General features: G+C 49.0%; 18 protein-coding genes. 11 read left to right on the plus strand and 7 right to left on the minus strand.

Going from position 1 to position 17,899, the window contains the following annotated elements; all coding sequences use genetic code 11:
• Positions 1–2: 2 nt before the first annotated feature.
• The 4 genes from SGLY_RS04450 to SGLY_RS04465 all read right to left on the minus strand — a co-directional run bounded on the left by SGLY_RS04450 (position 3) and on the right by SGLY_RS04465 (position 3,429).
• Positions 3–365, minus strand: coding sequence for a hypothetical protein (locus SGLY_RS04450; RefSeq protein WP_013624096.1), 363 nt, complete (start codon positions 363–365; stop codon positions 3–5).
• A 150-nt stretch (positions 366–515) separates the two neighbouring features.
• Positions 516–2,501 carry a sensor histidine kinase gene (locus SGLY_RS04455; protein ID WP_013624097.1) on the minus strand — a complete coding sequence of 662 codons (1,986 nt, stop codon included), beginning with the start codon at positions 2,499–2,501 and terminating at the stop codon, positions 516–518.
• On the minus strand, positions 2,498–3,226 hold the full coding sequence (locus SGLY_RS04460; protein WP_013624098.1) for a LytR/AlgR family response regulator transcription factor: 729 nt from the start codon (positions 3,224–3,226) through the stop codon (positions 2,498–2,500). Before SGLY_RS04460 ends, SGLY_RS04455 begins: the two co-directional genes overlap by 4 nt.
• 29 nt (positions 3,227–3,255) lie before the next feature.
• A complete protein-coding gene (locus SGLY_RS04465; RefSeq protein ID WP_013624099.1) occupies positions 3,256–3,429 on the minus strand; it encodes a helix-turn-helix domain-containing protein in 174 nt (57 codons plus the stop codon).
• Positions 3,430–3,676: 247 nt separating this feature from the next.
• On the opposite strand from SGLY_RS04465, the gene SGLY_RS18495 reads away from it, so the two are divergent.
• The 3 genes from SGLY_RS18495 (at position 3,677) to SGLY_RS04475 (ending at position 5,740) form a co-directional block, all read left to right on the plus strand.
• Complete coding sequence (locus SGLY_RS18495) at positions 3,677–3,802, plus strand: hypothetical protein (protein ID WP_282432413.1); 126 nt, start codon at positions 3,677–3,679, stop codon at positions 3,800–3,802.
• Positions 3,803–3,959: 157 nt separating this feature from the next.
• Positions 3,960–4,637 (plus strand): response regulator transcription factor, encoded by a 678-nt coding sequence (locus SGLY_RS04470; RefSeq protein WP_041445043.1) that lies wholly within the window; start codon positions 3,960–3,962, stop codon positions 4,635–4,637.
• Positions 4,634–5,740, plus strand: a complete 1,107-nt coding sequence (locus SGLY_RS04475) for a sensor histidine kinase (protein ID WP_013624101.1) — start codon at positions 4,634–4,636, stop codon at positions 5,738–5,740. Before SGLY_RS04470 ends, SGLY_RS04475 begins: the two co-directional genes overlap by 4 nt.
• A gap of 286 nt (positions 5,741–6,026) precedes the next feature.
• Here SGLY_RS04475 and SGLY_RS04480 read toward each other — a convergent pair whose 3' ends face one another.
• Positions 6,027–7,853, minus strand: coding sequence for an LTA synthase family protein (locus SGLY_RS04480; RefSeq protein WP_041444629.1), 1,827 nt, complete (start codon positions 7,851–7,853; stop codon positions 6,027–6,029).
• A 281-nt stretch (positions 7,854–8,134) separates the two neighbouring features.
• Between SGLY_RS04480 and SGLY_RS17425 the strand changes: the two genes are divergently transcribed.
• From SGLY_RS17425 to SGLY_RS04510, 7 genes are all read left to right on the plus strand, one after another.
• Positions 8,135–8,308: a type II toxin-antitoxin system HicA family toxin gene (locus SGLY_RS17425; RefSeq protein ID WP_013624103.1), complete on the plus strand. Its 174-nt coding sequence runs from the start codon at positions 8,135–8,137 to the stop codon at positions 8,306–8,308.
• A gap of 155 nt (positions 8,309–8,463) precedes the next feature.
• Positions 8,464–9,420, plus strand: a complete 957-nt coding sequence (locus SGLY_RS04485) for an ATP-binding cassette domain-containing protein (RefSeq protein ID WP_013624104.1) — start codon at positions 8,464–8,466, stop codon at positions 9,418–9,420.
• Positions 9,417–10,241, plus strand: a complete 825-nt coding sequence (locus SGLY_RS04490; protein WP_013624105.1) for an ABC transporter permease — start codon at positions 9,417–9,419, stop codon at positions 10,239–10,241. The genes SGLY_RS04485 and SGLY_RS04490 overlap by 4 nt, the downstream gene beginning before the upstream one ends.
• A gap of 515 nt (positions 10,242–10,756) precedes the next feature.
• Entirely contained in the window at positions 10,757–11,350 is a 594-nt protein-coding gene (locus SGLY_RS04495; protein ID WP_013624106.1) for an NAD(P)H-dependent oxidoreductase, read from the plus strand.
• Positions 11,351–11,815: 465 nt separating this feature from the next.
• A complete protein-coding gene (locus tag SGLY_RS04500) occupies positions 11,816–12,298 on the plus strand; it encodes an RNA polymerase sigma factor (RefSeq protein WP_013624108.1) in 483 nt (160 codons plus the stop codon).
• Positions 12,291–13,532 carry a hypothetical protein gene (locus SGLY_RS04505; RefSeq protein ID WP_013624109.1) on the plus strand — a complete coding sequence of 414 codons (1,242 nt, stop codon included), beginning with the start codon at positions 12,291–12,293 and terminating at the stop codon, positions 13,530–13,532. Before SGLY_RS04500 ends, SGLY_RS04505 begins: the two co-directional genes overlap by 8 nt.
• Before the next feature lie 146 nt (positions 13,533–13,678).
• On the plus strand, positions 13,679–14,395 hold the full coding sequence (locus SGLY_RS04510; protein WP_013624110.1) for an SIMPL domain-containing protein: 717 nt from the start codon (positions 13,679–13,681) through the stop codon (positions 14,393–14,395).
• Positions 14,396–14,843: 448 nt separating this feature from the next.
• Here SGLY_RS04510 and SGLY_RS04515 read toward each other — a convergent pair whose 3' ends face one another.
• Together SGLY_RS04515 and SGLY_RS18340 are read right to left on the minus strand one after the other, a co-directional pair.
• Complete coding sequence (locus SGLY_RS04515) at positions 14,844–16,076, minus strand: multidrug effflux MFS transporter (protein ID WP_013624111.1); 1,233 nt, start codon at positions 16,074–16,076, stop codon at positions 14,844–14,846.
• A complete protein-coding gene (locus SGLY_RS18340; protein WP_013624112.1) occupies positions 16,073–16,240 on the minus strand; it encodes a hypothetical protein in 168 nt (55 codons plus the stop codon). Before SGLY_RS18340 ends, SGLY_RS04515 begins: the two co-directional genes overlap by 4 nt.
• A gap of 327 nt (positions 16,241–16,567) precedes the next feature.
• Between SGLY_RS18340 and SGLY_RS04520 the strand changes: the two genes are divergently transcribed.
• Positions 16,568–17,212, plus strand: a complete 645-nt coding sequence (locus SGLY_RS04520; RefSeq protein WP_013624113.1) for a DNA alkylation repair protein — start codon at positions 16,568–16,570, stop codon at positions 17,210–17,212.
• The last annotated feature ends 687 nt before the right edge of the window (positions 17,213–17,899 follow it).

Genomic DNA, 17,899 nt, shown 5'->3' on the forward strand with positions numbered 1-17,899 from the left:
TTCTATTTGTCTTGGCGCCGCCGTGCCCGGAAAAATCTGAGCTTCCAGAGAAAGGCGGGCGCCGCGCTTTTCACCGCCGCAACATAGGTATCCCGGTCCACCGCTATGTAACCCGCCACCCGTTCCCAAGGCCGGATATGACTGCCGCGCGGCAGCACGGGAACGGTTTTGCCGCCGTCGGAGGCCAGGGTGTCCGGACAGTCCCCCCCGCTTGCAAAGCCGCCGGTTTCCCCGACGACCGTGAAACACCCGTCCGGATACCGCGCTTTTATTTCGGCTATGGTGAGGCAGGGGAATTTGATGCCGCTTTGCTTGTCCGTAAACACCTTTGTCCGTCCGGACTGCGGGTACAGTTGGTAAAGCATAACGCTCACCTCCGTGCTGTGATCTCCCGTTTCAGTATAGCGAAAAAGAACTTCCGCGCGGGCAAACGGCGAAAACAGACCCTTTATCGCCGAAATTGGCGAAAAAAAACCCGCCGCCGGCTTGACAGCGGGGAAGGCATGGAAAAATGATCATTGGTGAGGCGCGCCGCCCGGCGAATCGTGAAGCGGCGCTGCTTCGGCTTTGACGGGGTGTGGGCAAGCGACCATCAGCGTAAATGTCGTTGCGGTGCGGTCGATTTTCACAAAGCCGCCGCAGCTCTTTACGACCCGGCGGATATTCTGAAGCCCGATGCCGTGCGCGCCGCCGCCCTTGGAGGAAAGAAGCTCCCCGTCTTTTATGCTGACAAAGCCGTCGTAAGAATTTTCAATCTTGATCAGAAATTGGCCGCCCGCGGTCCCGGCCTGTACCGCGATAAACCGCCCGCTTTGGACGGCGGGCTTGGCGCAGGCTTCCAGCGCGTTTTCCAGCGCGTTTCCCAAAACGACGCAGAGGTCGCCGTCGCTTAACGGAAGTTCCTTTGGGATAACGCTGACGCACCGGAAGGGAATTTCCTTCGTCCTTGCTTTTAAGGCATAATAGCCCAAAATGGAGTTGGCCACGGTGTTTTGGCAGAACACCGGCAGCGGCTCGGTGTCCGCCCTTTCGGCGTACTCGCCCAGAAAACGTCTCAGCTCGTCATACCGCCCTTCGTCGGCCAGGGTACCGAGTACGTCGATGAAGTGGCGGGTATCGTGACGGATCGCCCGTATCTCGTTCATCTGCCCGTTCAAAGCGTCGTAATATTCCGTCTGCATGGCGATCTGCGCCCGCGCCTGCCGGAACTCGGAATCCGCTACCGCCAGATCACGGTATTGATCGGCAAGCCGCAGCGCGTACGCCAGCCCCACCAGCAGCAGACAGGCGGACAGCATGACCAGCAGCGCCAGGGACAGGTTGGGATAGACGTTGCCGCCAAGATAGTAGCAGTCCGCGATCAGCCCGGCGACGGCAAGGGAAACGCCCCAGTAGATCAGCAGGCCGTACCGCTTGATCCGCCGCCGCCCGCGATACACCTTGATAAACCCGTATACCTCCAGCGCAAAGGCGGCAACGGGAAGGACCAGCGAAAGATACCGGTTGTAAAGGTCAAAGGGCGTGAAAAGGTAGATCAGGTAGATGGCAGCGTAATACAGGAAAAAGAAAGCCTTTTCCCGTTTGGAGAAGGCGACGCCGAACTGTTCCTGAATGAGAAAAATGAGCAGGAATTTCAATATGAACGTCACCAGATACAATAGGGGGTTGCTGTCCTCATAGGATAGGCCGAAAAAGAGGCTGCTCTGCCAGAAGCCGTAAAACTCGGCGCTGAGCATAATCCGCAGGAGAATAAGCAGCATGATGGCGGGGAGATACGCTACGCGCAGCTTTTTTCCTCTGGACAGAACGAACAGGGCGATGAACGCGAAAAACGAAAACAAAACCACGCCGTACAGGATAAAGCGAATGCTCTCACGGATTTCGCTTTGCTGTATTGTGTCATGATAATCGGCCAGAACAGGGGCCATATACAGCCCGGAAAAGCGCGCGGTGGCAAGCTCGATGACGATCTCGTGCGTCTCCGCTCCGGACAGCGTGACCGGATACAGCTTCGCCTGGGGTACGGTAAAAACGTCTTCGATATTTCTCGATACGGTTCCGCTCCCGGCGGTCAGAACACCGTCCACAAATACGCGGTACGCGCTGCCAAAATCCGGGATGTAGGCCGTAACGGGGTTGGAGCGGGAAAGGCCGTCCACGATCAGCCGGTAGCTGGCAACTCCTTGGGCCGGCAAATGCACGCCGCCGATTTGGTACTCCGACCAATAACCCGGCGCCCGGATCAGAAAATCCGGCGGATCTCCGGAGCTTTGCTCGGTCACGATCAGCCGGTCCCAATAAAATTCCCACTCTCCGTCCAAAACGAGAGCGCCGGCCGTGAACCCCGCGCCGTCCATCCTGCCGTTTTCGGCCGCCTGCGCGCCGGTCAGCGGATGATACAGGGCGGTATACAGTACCGGAATATGGGCAAACAGGAGGATAAATACCAGTCCGGCAATCAGGCTCAGCCGGATTTTTCTCTCCGCGCTCACCATCCTCATTCCGGCGCCCCCCTGTCCATATGGGAGAACAGATACGCGTAATACTGTTCCTTTGCGAACTTTGCGTGCTTTTTGGAAATCCCGATCAGCGCCTGGCCCACGCGGAAATAGCTTTCGCCCAACTCCCGGATATGGGCGGTATTGACGACAAAGCTCTGATGGCAGCGGATAAAAGCTTGCTCCGGCAATTCCCCGACCATATCGTCCAGCTTTCCGTAGCGCTGCAGCGTGCCGCCGTCCGCCAAATGGAACAGGATGCGCTTGTCGCTGCTTTCAAGGTACAGGATATCCCGGCAATCCACCGTGTGCAGGGCCGATTTATAGCTGAACCGGATTTTATGCCCGTTTTCCAGATTGCTTTCCCGGATGGCGCGCGCGAGTATCCGGTCAAGCTGCTCTTTGGCAAAAGGCTTGACCAGATAATTGAACGCGAACACCTCGTAGGCCTGCGGGTAATGCTCCCGGCTGGTGGAGACAAAGATGATTTTAACATCCGGTCTTTGCGCCCTGATTTTCCGCGCCGTTTCAATGCCGTCGAGGCCCGGCATATAGATATCCAGAAATAAAATATCCGCCGTGAAGCGGGTGTCTGCAAGCTCGTCCAGCAGTGTCCGGCTGTCCGTAAAAGATGTGATTGCAAAGGCGGGATCATATGCCCGCAGCGCGCCCGATAAGCGGCTGATGTCCTCCTGGCTGTCGTCGCAAATCGTGATATGGATGGGCATGTGATCACCTCGCTTGGTCGTATGCCGGTTTATTTTTTCGGACGTTTTCTTCCGTCGTCGGGCTTGGGAGCGTCTTGCGGCACGGCCCATATATTGCCGATCTTCCGCGCGCCTTCGATTCGTCCGGCTGCGCAATGGTAATTGACCATCCGGCTTGTAATACCCCATTTATCCGCGGCTTCCCTTGCGCTGATGTAATCCATGATCATACCTCTTGCGCTTTTTTTACAGTATACTTCTTAAACGCGAAAATTTCAAGAACGGGAAGGATCTTGTCTGAACCGCAAAAATGAAACTGCCTAAAAACGAAACTGACTGGCTGGCAAGCAATGCGCCGGCATATACCGGAGACCCTTGTTGATGGCAAAGCCCATGCGCGCGAATGCATTGATATGATTTTTTCTCCATGAAAAGTCGTCCTTCCTCTGTTGTTGTCACAAGGCAACGCGAATGGAAGGGCGGCAGGATTTGTGTTATACTTTCCTTGCACCGCCATCCGGCGTTGTGGGCGGCAGCGGCGGCTTTCTCTTTCCGGGGATTGCGCCCCTGCCGGTTCTTTTGACCGTGAAAATATAGGGTGAACGAATCGTTACCCCATGCCGCTTGATTATCCCAGAGGACAGCATGTTTTGCCTTTGTTTAAGCTCTGTTTACATGAGCATGATACGGTGTCATCACTGAGAACGATTTTTATCGTCCCCAAATGCGCCGTTTGGCAGGATAGGTGATGAAAATGAGTAAAATTATGATTGTGGACGACGACCCGAACATCCGTGAGCTGGTGCTCGCCCTGCTGCATCGCAGCGGCTTTGCGGCCTGCGAAGCGGCGGATGGGCGTGAGGCCCTGCAAAAAATGCTGAACGACAACCCGGATTTGGTGATCATCGACGTGATGATGCCGAATATGGACGGCTTTGAACTCTGCCGCCATTTGCGGCGCTATTACGAAAACCTGCCGGTCATCATGCTGACGGCCAAAGGAGAACTGGCGAGCAAAGTGAAGGGCTTTGGGCTTGGCGCCGACGATTATCTGACCAAGCCTTTTGAAGGAGACGAGCTGATCGCCCGCGTGCAGGCCCTGCTGCGGCGTTATAAAATTGAGGCTTCTCAGGTCATTCAAACCGGCAATGTCCTGATCGACAAGAACAGCTACAGCATCACCCTGAATGGGGTACGCGAGGATATTCCCCTGAAAGAATTTGAACTGATTTTTAAGCTGGCGGGCTTTCCCGGGAAAACATTTTCCCGCAACCAGTTGATTGAGGATATCTGGGGCGTGGACTTTGAAGGCAATGAACGGACGCTGGACGTCCATGTCAACCGCCTGCGCGACCGTTTTCCTGAGGAAACGGCCGGTTTTAAGATTACCACCGTCCGCGGGCTTGGCTACCGGCTGGAGGTGATGTCATGAGACAGCGGCCCCAACCGCCGCAGCCGTCGCCGGAAACACAGCAGCCCTGGCCGCGGCGCCCGCATGCCGTGCTGTCCTCCCTGGCCGCTGTCCTGTCGTTTGCGTTATGTTTTGCCGGAGGGTACATGCTGATGACAGTCCTTTACCGGCGGACCGGAACTCCCCCGGAATTCTGGCGGCATATTTTTTCCGGCGTCATGGGCCTCGTGATCTTCGCGGGTGCTATCTCCCTGGTCAGAGTCGCCGCGGTCCGGCATTCCCATAAGTTTGGGGAGCGGCAGGGCATGAACAGCCAGCTGCTGAACGCCATGACCCGCATCGCCCAGGGGGATTTCGATGTTTTTATTGAACCGCGGGATCATTTATTCCGTGATATCGTGGAGGGAGTCAATAAAATCGCCAAAGAACTCGGTTCCCTGGAACAGCTGCGGCAGGATTTTATCTCCAATGTATCCCATGAGATCCAGTCCCCCCTGACTTCCATCAGCGGCTTTGCCGCCTTGTTAAAAAATGACGCCCTGACCGCCGAACAGAAAACCCACTATCTTGGCATTATCGAAACGGAAAGCAAACGGCTGTCGGCCTTAAGCGACAACCTGCTGAAGCTGTCGGCCCTGGAGACCGGCAGCGAGTCATTAGCCCGCAAGGAATACCGGCTCGACAAGCAGCTGGAGGACATCGCCCTGATGCTGGAACCGCAATGGAGCGCCAAGGATATCGCCCTGGAAGCCGACCTGGAAAAACTGACGATCCAAGGGGACGAGGGACTCTTGTCCCAGGTCTGGGTCAACCTGCTGCATAATGCCGTCAAATTCACGCCGGGGGGCGGCGTGATCCGGATTGAATTAAAAGCCGGCCAGGGGAATGTATGCTGCCGGATCAGCGATACCGGCACCGGCATCGCCCCGGAAGACCAGATCCATATCTTTGAGCGGTTTTATAAAGTGGACAAATCCCGCGACCGCGCCCTTGGCGGCAACGGGCTGGGGCTCTCCCTCGCCAAGAAAATCGTGGAACTGCACGGCGGGCAGATTACGCCGCAAAGCGCGATCGGCAAAGGCACAACCTTTACGGTCACCTTGCCCCAGAACCAATCCGGATGATGTTCAGGGTTGTTTACATCCCGTAAATCTGGTAAGGAATCCAAGGGAAATACAAAATGATGATGAAATGCTAGATGATATAGTGCAATAAATTTATCATTTTTATGGTAGACTAAGATCAAAAGAGGAACCATGCGCCAACATGATTCCTCGGCAACAGCCGCTTTAGGGGCGGTCGGCTTAGGGAATAACGAAATAAACCGCTAATCCTTGCACAGGGGCGGTTTATTTCCTTTTCGGAAACGAAAGCATGAACACGGCTAAAGGTGCCTATGGTTGAGACCCTTCAGTTCTCGGCATGGCTTGCTGCCCGCTGACTGATGGCAAAGAAATTGGTCCTGATGATGAGATCAGCGACTTGAAGAGTTTGCCCCACCTCACTGTCCGGGTCCCAATCGTAGTCAATGCGGTCCGGGGTAACGCGAGCCATCTGTTTAATGTAGTCGCCCCGGGGAATGATCGCGAATCCCCCCGCCGGAGTCAGCAGGTTTTTTCCCATGGCATAATGGGCAGCTTCCTGCTCAAATCCCATTAAATAAGCAATGGTCGGCAAAACATCCACCTGGCCGCCGTAGCCCCCGGGCCTTTTTCCTTCAAAATCCGGCTGGTAAATGATCAAGGGCACGGGCATATATTCCCTGACCCATTCTTCGCCGCTAATGGTTTTTCCGGCCCATAGCTCTTCCAATTGCGGTTTGTCTCTTTCAAAAAGCCCGTCGTGATCCCCGTAAATGACCACCAGGGAGTTATCCAGCAGGCCATTTTGTTTCAATTCCTGCATAAAGCCGCCGATGGCCTGATCGGTATACCGTACAGCCTGCAAGTAATTCCCTACATGGGAACCGTCCAAAGCGGGCGGCAATTCAAGAAATTGCTGATCGGAAGGCATCGAATAGGGATAGTGGCTGGTAAGGGTAATGATAAAAGAGTAAAACGGCTGAGGCAGCTCTTTCAGCATAGCCGCTGACTGCTCAAACATAGCCATGTCGCTGAGGCCCATGCCCACCAGATCTGTCTGAGCAAACTTGTCAATATCCCAAAACTCGTCAAATCCCAGGTTGGGATAAACGAGGTGCCGGTTCCAAAAGCTGGCTTCATCGCTGTGAACAGCCACGGTTTGATACCCGTAAGGTTTCAGCAGCAGGGGCAACGAATGATACTGGTTTCCCGGGTAACTGAAAAAGGTGCTGCCTTTTCGAATGGGATAAAGGGAGCTGTTTACCACCAGCTCCGCATCGGAGCTATTCCCATCCACAGTCTGAGGATAAAAATGCCGGTAATAAAAACTATGGCCCAAAAGTTCGTTCAAATTAGGAGTAATGGGCTGGCCGGCCACAGTCTGCCCGATGACGAAATTCTGCAAGGACTCTACCTGAATCACGATTAAATTTTTCCCTTTGCTGCCGCCTTGCAGAGCGGAGAAAAATTGATCCGCATCAGGCTGCTCCCGGTTGTCAAACCAGGCCAGGATCAAATCCTCTGTTTCATCGGTCAGCGCAATGTTTTTATCCATAAGATAATAGGCCGTATCCACCGAATGAAAGCCCAGAGGGCCAAAGTGATGAAAGGTCATGGCCGTATCAAAACGGCGGAAGATATCGTTTTTTTCATAGTAGGTTTGCTGCACCGGATAAAAACAAGTCAAGGCCAGGCCAAGAATCAATTGGAAAGCAAAAATGAATCGGCTTTTGGGGAGTTTGGACGCAGCGGTGAAGAAGAAAAAGACAGGCCAGATCAGCAGATCAGTGAAAAGAAGCAGGTCGCTCATTCGCGCCAGAGCCAATATACTTTCACCCAGCCCGTTTAAATTCGATGTCTGCAGAAAGGAATACGCAGTGAGAGGAATGTTGAAATAGCGGTAATGCAGGAGGTCGGTGAAAAAAAGGAAGGAACAGCTTAGGTTGAGGAGACAGAGAAAACCCCGGCGAAACAAAGGGCGCATCAGATAAGCGCCGGCGGTCAGGACCATAAGCAATCCGCAATTGAACAATAGTATTTTCCAGGGCAGTTCCAGATTGAGATGATACATCATCAAACGAGCTTTAATGAGAATAATTGACAGAGTCAAAGGAATCTCAAGGGTGCCCAAGCGCAATAAATGGTATTTTTTCATCACATCAACACATTCCTTCTGAGTTATCGTAACCCAAGCCGTACCCGGCAGGCGGCCGTTATTTCCTTTGCGGTCCGTCCGCTTGCCTGATCAGTTTAGAAAGATCCGCTATTATATAACTCTGATGTAGAATGATTTAAATTTGTTTTTACTATAAAAGAATTTCAGCAGTAAAGCAACATCCTGGAGATAGAATCTGCATCGACTGTCGTAAAGAGCTTCCAGATGTTTTTGGGGAAGGGGATCGTAATATAATAGGATCAGAGGCAGGTGATACATAAATGAAACGGCGGGACTTGGTAAGAATACGCGAATCTAACGGGTTTAAGAAAGTAAGAGAAGGCGACCACAGTATTTACAAGGCCCCAAATAAAAGAGCCGTTCAAGTTCCAAGGCACCGAGAGATCAACGAGATTACTGCTCAACAAATCCTAAAAGATGCGGGGTTAAAATAAGCTGACCCATACAAGATATTCGCACCTGCAGACTGAATAGAGGCACTTTGTTTACCTCCCGTTTACAAAAAGTTTAAGCTCCGTTTAATTGACAGCGGTAAACTCTTCTTTGTCGTCAATCATTGAGCGCAGTCAATAACAGGAGGTTTATTTTTATGCCTATGATTCTCGTAGAAGAACTGATCAAAAAATATGACAAAGCCAAGACGCCCGCAGTCAAGGGCGTGAGTTTCGCAGTGGAGGAAGGAGAATTGTTTGCTTTCCTCGGCCCCAACGGAGCCGGGAAAACCACCACCATCTCCATCCTGACCACTACCCTGGCCAAGACTTCCGGCACTGTCACCATCGCGGGCTATGACGTGGAGAAAGAAGCGAAGCAGGTGCGCGAAAAGGTGGGGATCATTTTCCAACAGCCCAGTCTCGACCTGCAGCTTTCGGCGGAAGAGAACATCCGCTTTCATGCCTGCCTGTACGGGATGTTCAGCTACCGTCCCACTTTTCGCCTCATGCCGTCCGAATACAGAAAGCGCGTGCTGGAACTGGCTGAGATTGTCGGTATCCAGGAGGCCTTGTTCAAGCCTGTCAAAAAAATGTCGGGCGGCATGCAGCGCAAGCTGGAGATTATCCGCAGCCTGATCCACACCCCGGCCGTATTGTTTCTGGACGAACCGACCCAGGGACTGGATGCCGTCAGCCGCAGAAGCCTGTGGGAATACATCAACAGCATGCGCCAGGAACACGGCACAACGGTGTTTTTAACGACCCACTATATCGACGAGGCCGAGCAGGTGGATAAGGTCTGTGTGATCAATCACGGACGAATCGCCGGCTGCAGCTCACCGGAGGAAATGAAAAGAAGCCTGCTGCGTCAGGAGCTGATCCTGGACGCCGAGGACCGGGAGGGCCTGACAAGCGAGCTGGCTGATTTGGGGCTGTTCTATCAACAGGACGAGCAAAAGAACGGACCGATCGTCGTCCCTGATCAGGACATGACGGTGCAGGAAATTATCGCCGGCCTGAAAACCAAGCTGACGGTACTGAAAATCAATGAACCGTCCCTGGAAGACGCCTATGTGGAATATCTGAGAAAGACGGGAGGCGCAGTGGCATGAGTGAAATCGTCAGCCACCCGGCTGCTCATCAATCAAGATTGGGGCGGGAAATCAACGCCGTGATCAGTATTGCGGCCCGGGATATTACCATCGCGCTCCGGTCTCCCGCGTCCATTATCATGAGCTTCGTTATGCCGCTGATTATGATGGGCATGCTGGGCGGCAGCCTGGCCCAGAATATGGCGGGGGGCTTGGGCTTTGATTACAGCAAATTTATGCTGGTCGGCATGCTGGTCAACATGCTCTTTATGGTCACGACCATAGGGATGACGTCGCTGGTCGAGGACCATACCACGGATTTTACCCAGGAGATGCTGGTCTCCCCGGTTTCCCGCTACGCGATCGTGCTCGGCAAGATATTCGGGTCTTCCTTCGGTGCTGTCGTCAGCATGGCCGGCACTTTAATTGTCGGGCTTGTGATGGGGATTACCTTGAGTCCCGGACAGCTGTTGATGATTCTTGCGCTGTCACCGCTGATGTGCCTTTCGGGGGGCGCGCTGGCCATGATCATTATCGGGGTGGTCAAAAGCAACAAAACGGCCAATATTGCTGTCATGCTGGTCACCATGCCCCAGATGTTTCTTTCCGGCGCGATCATCCCGATCAATAACTCCAGCGGTATTCTCTATGTCTTGAGCCATGCCATGCCGATGACCTATTGCCTTGACCTGGCCCGGGCGGTGGTCTACGCGGGAACGCCGGAATACAGCAGGGTGGTTTTGTTCAACCCGGCGGTGAACTTTATTGCCATCGCCGTGCTGGCGGTGATTTGCCTGGTCATCGGGACGTTTCTTTTTGCGCGTTCCGAGAAAAACAGGTAAAGCAGCGGGTCAGTTGAGATGACGGCAGCTTTATCTGCGCATCTTTATTTGAAGGCTCTTGAACATTCCGGTGTTCAAGAGCTTTCTTGTCTTACCTATCTGTTACACTTGGCTTGCGCCAAAGGAGATGAAGCTCAAAGGCGGTCTGTACCATCATGATTACGCACTCTAGGCATGTGGAATGTTGCGCCAAGATCATATAGTGATAATGAAAATATTGGTAAAATATCGTATAATCAAAATAGTTATGGACAAATAATCGGGTTCTCTATCAGGTATTCGCCAGAAAACAGTCTTTATGAAAGGATACGAAATACTGCTGCTGAAGCCCGGCAAAAGGTGTATGCCTTTGACTTTCCCAAATAGCTGCGCACTGCGTAGCCAATTGAGCTGCTAAAGCAGCTGCAAGTCAAATCCCAATTTGAAGAGGATACTTAGAATGAAGAGTAAAGCGTACTTAAGCATTGTATTGTTAGGATAATTGTGGCGATGTTACGCAAACAAGGAGGTATACAATGAAAATATCAGTTATCTTAGGACATCCTTATGAAAACAGCTTTAATGCGGCTATTGCTGAAACCGTTATTACGACATTAAAAAACAATGGACATACAGCCATGTTCCATGACCTAGGCCAAGAAAATTTTAATCCTATCCTTTCTGATAAGGAGCTAATCAGTGAAAATACAGAAGATGAGCTGGTTCTTTGTCATCAATCGGAAATAAAGGAAGCAGACGGCATTGTCATTATCCACCCCAATTGGTGGGGACAGCCTCCTGCAATAGTAAAGGGATGGATTGACCGGGTATTAAGAAAAAATGTAGCTTACATATTTCCGGAAGGAAATAACGGGGGCGGCTTCCCTATTGGACGATTGAAGGCTAAAGCAGGGTTGGTATTTAATACATCGAACACGCCGGAGGAACGGGAAAACACTGTTTTTGGCGATCCTCTGCACCATATTTGGAAAGATTGCATTTTTGGTTTTTGCGGGGTAAAAATATTTGATCGGGTGATGTTCCGGGTCATTGCAGACAGTACATGCGAGGAAAGAAAACAGTGGCTGGATGAGGTTCGGCAAAAGGTCAATCAGTATTTTCCTCAATAAAACGGCAGATAACCAAGCAGACAGATTCCAATTTACCGGGGAGAAATGAAATGATAGATTTTTTATCTGTGGCTTTACCATTTGTGATTATCGGAATCGCAGTCGCCATTTTGGTATTTGGTTATTTCCTGAAAAAGAGAGAGTTGAAGACAAAGAAGCCGTTGAATTTACGATGAAGATAATGAAGACGATAATGATGCTCTTGAAACATAGTTGGGTTGATGGGGGAAAAGGGATCATGAGTGACATGAGGAATCATAGATACTACCGGAACGTTCGGCGTTTCCAGTAGTATTTTTATTGCTTTTTAATGGGGAAATAGAGGAAAATGATGGCAAGGGAGCTCTAATTCATCGATGATATTTCTGATGTTGAATTTGCTGACATTGTGAAAGTAAAAAAGATGAAAACATTTGTGACTTTTATCGATAATCCTCCGTGTTACCTATGAAAGGAGATTTTGGCATGTCCCAATTGATGATCAGTAATTTCGCACATAAATACAATTTGTATGGCAATATGGTGTTCAGGATAGCAATGGTCAATCTTGGGAATAAAGAAGACGCTGAAGAAGCGATGCAGGAAGCCTTTTATAAGCTTCTGTATAAATCACCGCAATTTAAGGATGAAGAGCATGAAAAAGCATGGCTCATCAAAGTTACGGTTAATCTTTGCCGGGATATCCAGCGCAGCTTTTGGCGAAAAAAGGTAGTTCAAATGGAAGAGATCGAAACAGATAACAGCGATCCTTACGACTCGAATATTTTAAAGGATATTGTCCAATTACCAGCAAAGTATAAGACCGTGATTTATTTTTATTACTTTGAAGACTATTCCATTAAGCAGATTGCGGAAGTGTTAAACATTAAAGAGTCTGCCATTAAAATGCGTTTGCAACGCGGTCGCCAATTGTTAAAAATAAAATTGGAAGGAAATGAAAATGGATAAGCAGGAGATCAAGCGTGTGATTGGAAGGCTCAAGCCTGATGACGCAATGGAAGACAGATTGGCAGAGAAGCTGACCAAGGGTGATCCGGGAAGGGCCTCCTATAGAGCGATCGCTTCGATAGCAGCCGGACTTGTCATGATTATTGGCACGGGCGTCTTGATCTATTCTCATTCAGCTGCGGATGCAAACTTAAGGATAAGCCAAAAGGTGAGCCAGGAGAGTACGATTGCGCAAGGACCTGACGGGCCAACTGGAAAATCAGAGCCAGAAACGCAAGATCATAGAACGCAAGATCATAGCACAGGCGTGATGGAGAAGGAGCGAACCAATACGGACCGGGAAAAGGAAGAAAACGCCCTCAAAAGTGAAAATAGCCCAGTTGAAGATTCCAGCCCGCCGGGGTCTGAAGCGCCCAGGGCGCTGCCGCCCAAAAGTGACGAAAATGCCGATACCGGACCGGTACGCAGAAGCGATAGTGCCGACAGTTCGGAGGCACTCTTGTCCCCAAGCACAAAGGAGCAAAATACAGGCATTTTTATTCCTCAAATTCAATTGCCCGGCGACACTGAGCCGGTGGCGAAAATGATGGGGCTTATTGTGTATCAAGGCAGAATATATAAGCAAAGCTCTTCATCTGAAGAGTGGAACAATGCAGCTGAATTAGTTGGTGAAAAACTCGGAACGACCAAGGGAAATCTGACAGAATGGAGTACGCAAAGGGATGATGCGCCGGAGCTGGCCTCAACGGTAGGAGTGCGGGATGTCTATACGGTAAAAGGGTACGAGAAGAGCTTTCGCATTATGACGTATGACAAGCTCAATGGGCAAACTTATGCCTATTTCTTTGAGTGCTTAAATGGGATGACAGTGAAAACAGGAAATGACGTTTTTGGTAAGTTCAACATCGAGAATAATATAGGTTCTCTGAAATACGAGGACTTTGACAGTTGGGACAGCGGGAAGAATCATTACAAAGCATTTACGGGATTTGATCAATTTGCGCGTTTTCTTGAGGCCCTGGAAAACGCGATTCCGCTTGAACGAGAGAGTTTATCCTATTTATTTGATGAACAGGGTTTCACAAGTCAAAAATTCATGCAAGTAAAACTGAAGGATGGTACTGAAGTGGAGTTAAGACTAATTGAGGGCGGCTATGTTTACTATAACGGCCTGAATATTGTTTTCAAAGTTGAAGACGCCGCTTTTAGAGGTCTTTGGAATGAACTCAATTAACAGATTTACAGTCTAATCGAGCAGTAAAAGGAAAGGGGTGATATCTTTCGAGCAGTCAGCAATGGAGATTCTTGATCTCTGTCCAGTGTAAATTCAGGATGACGAATCTGAGGGCAATCGAGATGAAACAGTGAAGGAGAATTAATTTGAAAAAAAGTTTAAAAGTTTTGCTCAGCGTACTCGCCATAACGTTCCTGTTGGCCCAAAATACATTTGCGGCGGAGTTGCCGCAAGCCGGTGTCATTGAGACCTCGGCAAGCAGCTCAATCAGCGTGGAGCCAGACACGGTTCAACTTAGTCTGACCGTCAGAACAGAAGAGAGGTCCGCCGCATTGGCACAAGAAAAAAATGCAGCCGCTGTGAGCAAGGCGATAGACCTGCTTGTCCGTGAAGGAATTCATAAAGAGCGCATTAAAACGACGACCTACTCCACCTATTCTTACACGAAGACCACTGGCGAGAAGAACGCCGATGAAGTTACCGTATACTCAACGAACAGCAGTTTAGAAGTTAAGCTTAGTGAATTGGATAAAGTAGGTGAAATTTTAAACAAATTAGCTGGCATTAACGAACTTAACGTAAATTCTGTAAATTATTCTGTGCAGGATTTTGCAAAATACAAGGAGCAGCTGATTGCCGCGGCTATCGCCGACGCCAGGCAAAGTATTCAATATAGTGCGGATGCCCTGGGGGTGAAGCTGGATAAAGTAAATTCTCTGAGCGTAAACTTCAGCTCAGATTCAAATGTTCGTCCTTATGTGAAAGCGGATAGCGTTGCGGGAACCACTGTGCCTCAGCCGCAGAATCCGGATCAAATTATTATTTCGGCAACAGTAAATCTGTCCTATTTTGTTCAGCAATAAGTAATTCAGCGGTCGATGGAAGCCCCTCGTTCCCATTTTGCTGTTCTTTGTTTAAGCATCAGATTTGCAAGTATGGTAGTGCGTAACCTGAAGAAATACCCCGTTTTACTCTTTTATCACGCTGATACTCATGCTTTAAGCCGATTTTTCACTACAAGCTCAGCGTGTTTCTGGCAAAGGCTCCGGGGCACCGGGGACACCGTAAAGCCCTTCGGGCGGTAAAATACGTGGCAAGCGGTTCCGCGTCGATGATGGAATCGCTCGCTTATCACAACAGTCCGCGGAGCAGGGTAAGGATGTCTTGAGATCAGCCCTACTTGAAAGACAGGGAATCGGTGTGATGCAGTTCAACACCATTCAGCTTTACAACCAGGATGCTTGCAGAGATTTTGCTTATCATCTCGCGGCTCGTCTCGGCAAACGTATGCAAATCCGTACGAAGCTGTTCCTATTTTATTCCAACACAGGGAACATCTGATTTCATAAATAAATACCAGCCTGCAAGGGCGATGAGAGAAAAAACAGTAATTAAACCACCCAAAGCGATGACAAAATTATTCCAGGAGAGGGAAGCAATTGACATCCCGATACTGCCCATTACGGTAAACAATGTGTTGATTAATGAGGATGTCGATCCGGCAGCGCCCTTGTTCTGCTCTAAAAGGGTGCTGGTGCTGAATGGGCGCATCGTCGTACCGACCAATGACATGATCAAAAATGAGCCCCAGAACAAGAACGGCGACAATCTTCCAACAGTGACAACGAAAATTCCGCTTACGGATGCTGACCCAAAACAGATAACAGGGATATATTTCTTATCCACTTCGTTTAAAAGCTTAACATAGATGGTAGGTCCTAGAATGGAAACCAGAGCGTTCGCTGCAAAGAAATAGCTGTAGACTTGGGCGCTTAATCCGAAATAGTTCATATAGATAAAAGAGGAAAGAGCCAAATAGCCCATAAATGGCAATGCGCTGCTGGAAAATATGATTGCTGGAATAATGAAGCTTCTATTTTTTGCAACAGCAAATAATCGTCCTAATGAACCGGTTAATGTTCCCCTATACTTTTCCTCATCAATTAAAGTTTCTTGATAAAAGAAAGCCAGTATTAAGTTAATTGCGCTAATCATCGCTAAGGTCCAAAAGGTACCTCTCCAATTAAAAAATTGTAAAATCATCGCCCCAATAACTGGTGCGATCATTGGCGCCAAACCAGAAATGGTTTGCGTGATTGCCAGGGCAACCTCTCTTTTTCTCCCGGAATAGCAGTCCTTAATAATTGCAACAGATATTGAGGTAATTCCGCCTGCCCCTATTGCCTGTACAATCCTTGAAAAAATCATAAAATAGATGCCGGCTGATAAAGCGCAGGAAATACTTCCGATAATATAGATGAAGCTGCCCATGATCAGGACCGGTTTTCGTCCGTATTTATCGCTTAAGGGGCCCCACAGCAATATCCCAAGTGCATAAAAAATAAAAAAAGCACTCAAGGTCATATTTGTGATGGCAGAATTGCTGCTGAAATAGTCATTCATCTGAGGCAGTGCAGGTAAATACATATCTGTTGATAACGGCACAAACATATTCATAATGGCCAGATAAGCAATAAGCCCTTTATTTCCCAAATATATTTGCCGGTCATTCTTTGTTCCAACTTCAGTTTCTATTTGATTCACTGGCCGAATTCTCCTACATATTGAATATCTATGTCTCTGATTTTTTTGATGATACCGGTTAACCTTATTTGATGAAAGCCGATGAGGAACCATAGTTGAGACTGTCTTTTTATTTTTATTAATCTTACGGCTTCTGCTTTGAATCGTCTGTCATACGTTTTCATTGCCGCTCCTCTCCCACGCTGTTCTTTATTTTAGCTTATTTGAGGGTGTTTGGCGACTGTATTATCGCAGCACTTATCATGGGCCCGATGTGTGATACTTGGTTGTTCCGGTCATCCTAGGCGCAGGATTCTTATGTAGCGGCAGACAAAAGAGGCGTGGTAAAGGTGAGATCGTTTGCTATCAGGAGTTTTTTAGGATGAATTTTTGAAAGGAATAGCGCTAAGAATCCTCAAGCACAAATCGGGAGATAACTTATTATTAATCGGAGGCTCAGCTTCGGTTGATAATTTGGCTGGTCAAACAGCTGGGGTTGGGAGGGTGACGGAATGGATATTTTTGAAAAGTTCAAATCAGCGGCAGACCCTGAAAAGGCCGCACGGATGAGTGCGTATATGCGTGACCGGTTTCTTTTTCTCGGCATACCGACACCAGAGCGAAAGAAACTGAGCCGTGAGTTTTTCAAAACCATAGACAGGAGGGCTGTTGATTGGGCGTTTATTTTCAAATGCTGGGGACAGCCGGAACGCGAGTATCAATATTTGGCAATAGAGTATCTGGCAAAATTCAAGAGTTTTTTGACACCCTCGGACATCCCTCATCTTCATGAAATTGCTATTGCTAAGTCGTGGTGGGATACGATTGATGGGCTAGACGTTATTGTCGGGGATATTGCGCTGCGATATCCGGAAGTTAATGATATTCTCCGGCAATGGAGTGTTGACGACAATATATGGCTTCGGCGCATAGCCATTGACCATCAGATGAGGAGGAAGGAGAGAACGAACACTGTTTTGCTGGAGCAAATTCTCGTCAATAACTTTGGTCAGAAGGAATTTTTCGTTAATAAAGCTATAGGTTGGATTTTGCGAGAGTACAGCAAAACCAATCCAGACTGGGTTCGCGATTTTCTCGATGAGCACAAGGCCAAAATGGCGCCGCTGAGTATCCGTGAAGCGAGCAAGTATATTTAAGGGTTCATAAAGTGCCGGCGGAATCACACATCGTGTTGTCTATCCGGATTTGGAGGATGTCGCCAAAGCTGTGCAGAGATTTCATGGCATAGAGGAAGAATTGCTTACCGGTAAAAAAGCGTGCGATAGAATGCGGCCGACCTTCCTCAGTTTAAGCTGAGAAAGTGCTTTAGATTTTCAGGTTAATCGTTTTACCGTCAATGGCAATGAAGCTTTGATCAAGGATAATTTTTGAGTCCAGGCTGAAGTTTTTTGGCAATTCCTGTTTTTCTCCTGTATTTAGATTAATCACATAAGCTTCATTAATATGATCAAGAAGCTGTGACGCCCAAAAAACATAATGATTCTGAACAAAATATTTGAAAGAACGGCCTCCCCCATGTCCGCCGCGTGCTATTTCTTTCTGATTCTTATTTTCTAAGTTAATGGCAATTAATTTTGTATTCCCCTGGTTCCAATCTTTACCGGCCAGGTATTCTTCAATAACAATCCAAGGGGCGGTAGCAGGCGAAATATGATAAACCCAAGTTAATCGTTCTGTCCCGTTTTCCGTAATGCTATCTACTAATGGGAGCTCTGTAATAAGTTTTGCGTTCCTTTTACTGAGGCTGTTGTGATCTGAAAGGTAAATTGATGTAGGGGTGACCGGGTAAATATTTCCCTCGGTATCAGGCTTGCGATTGTCAG

The sequence above is a fragment of the Syntrophobotulus glycolicus DSM 8271 genome, from assembly GCF_000190635.1.
Taxonomy (GTDB): domain Bacteria; phylum Bacillota; class Desulfitobacteriia; order Desulfitobacteriales; family Syntrophobotulaceae; genus Syntrophobotulus; species Syntrophobotulus glycolicus.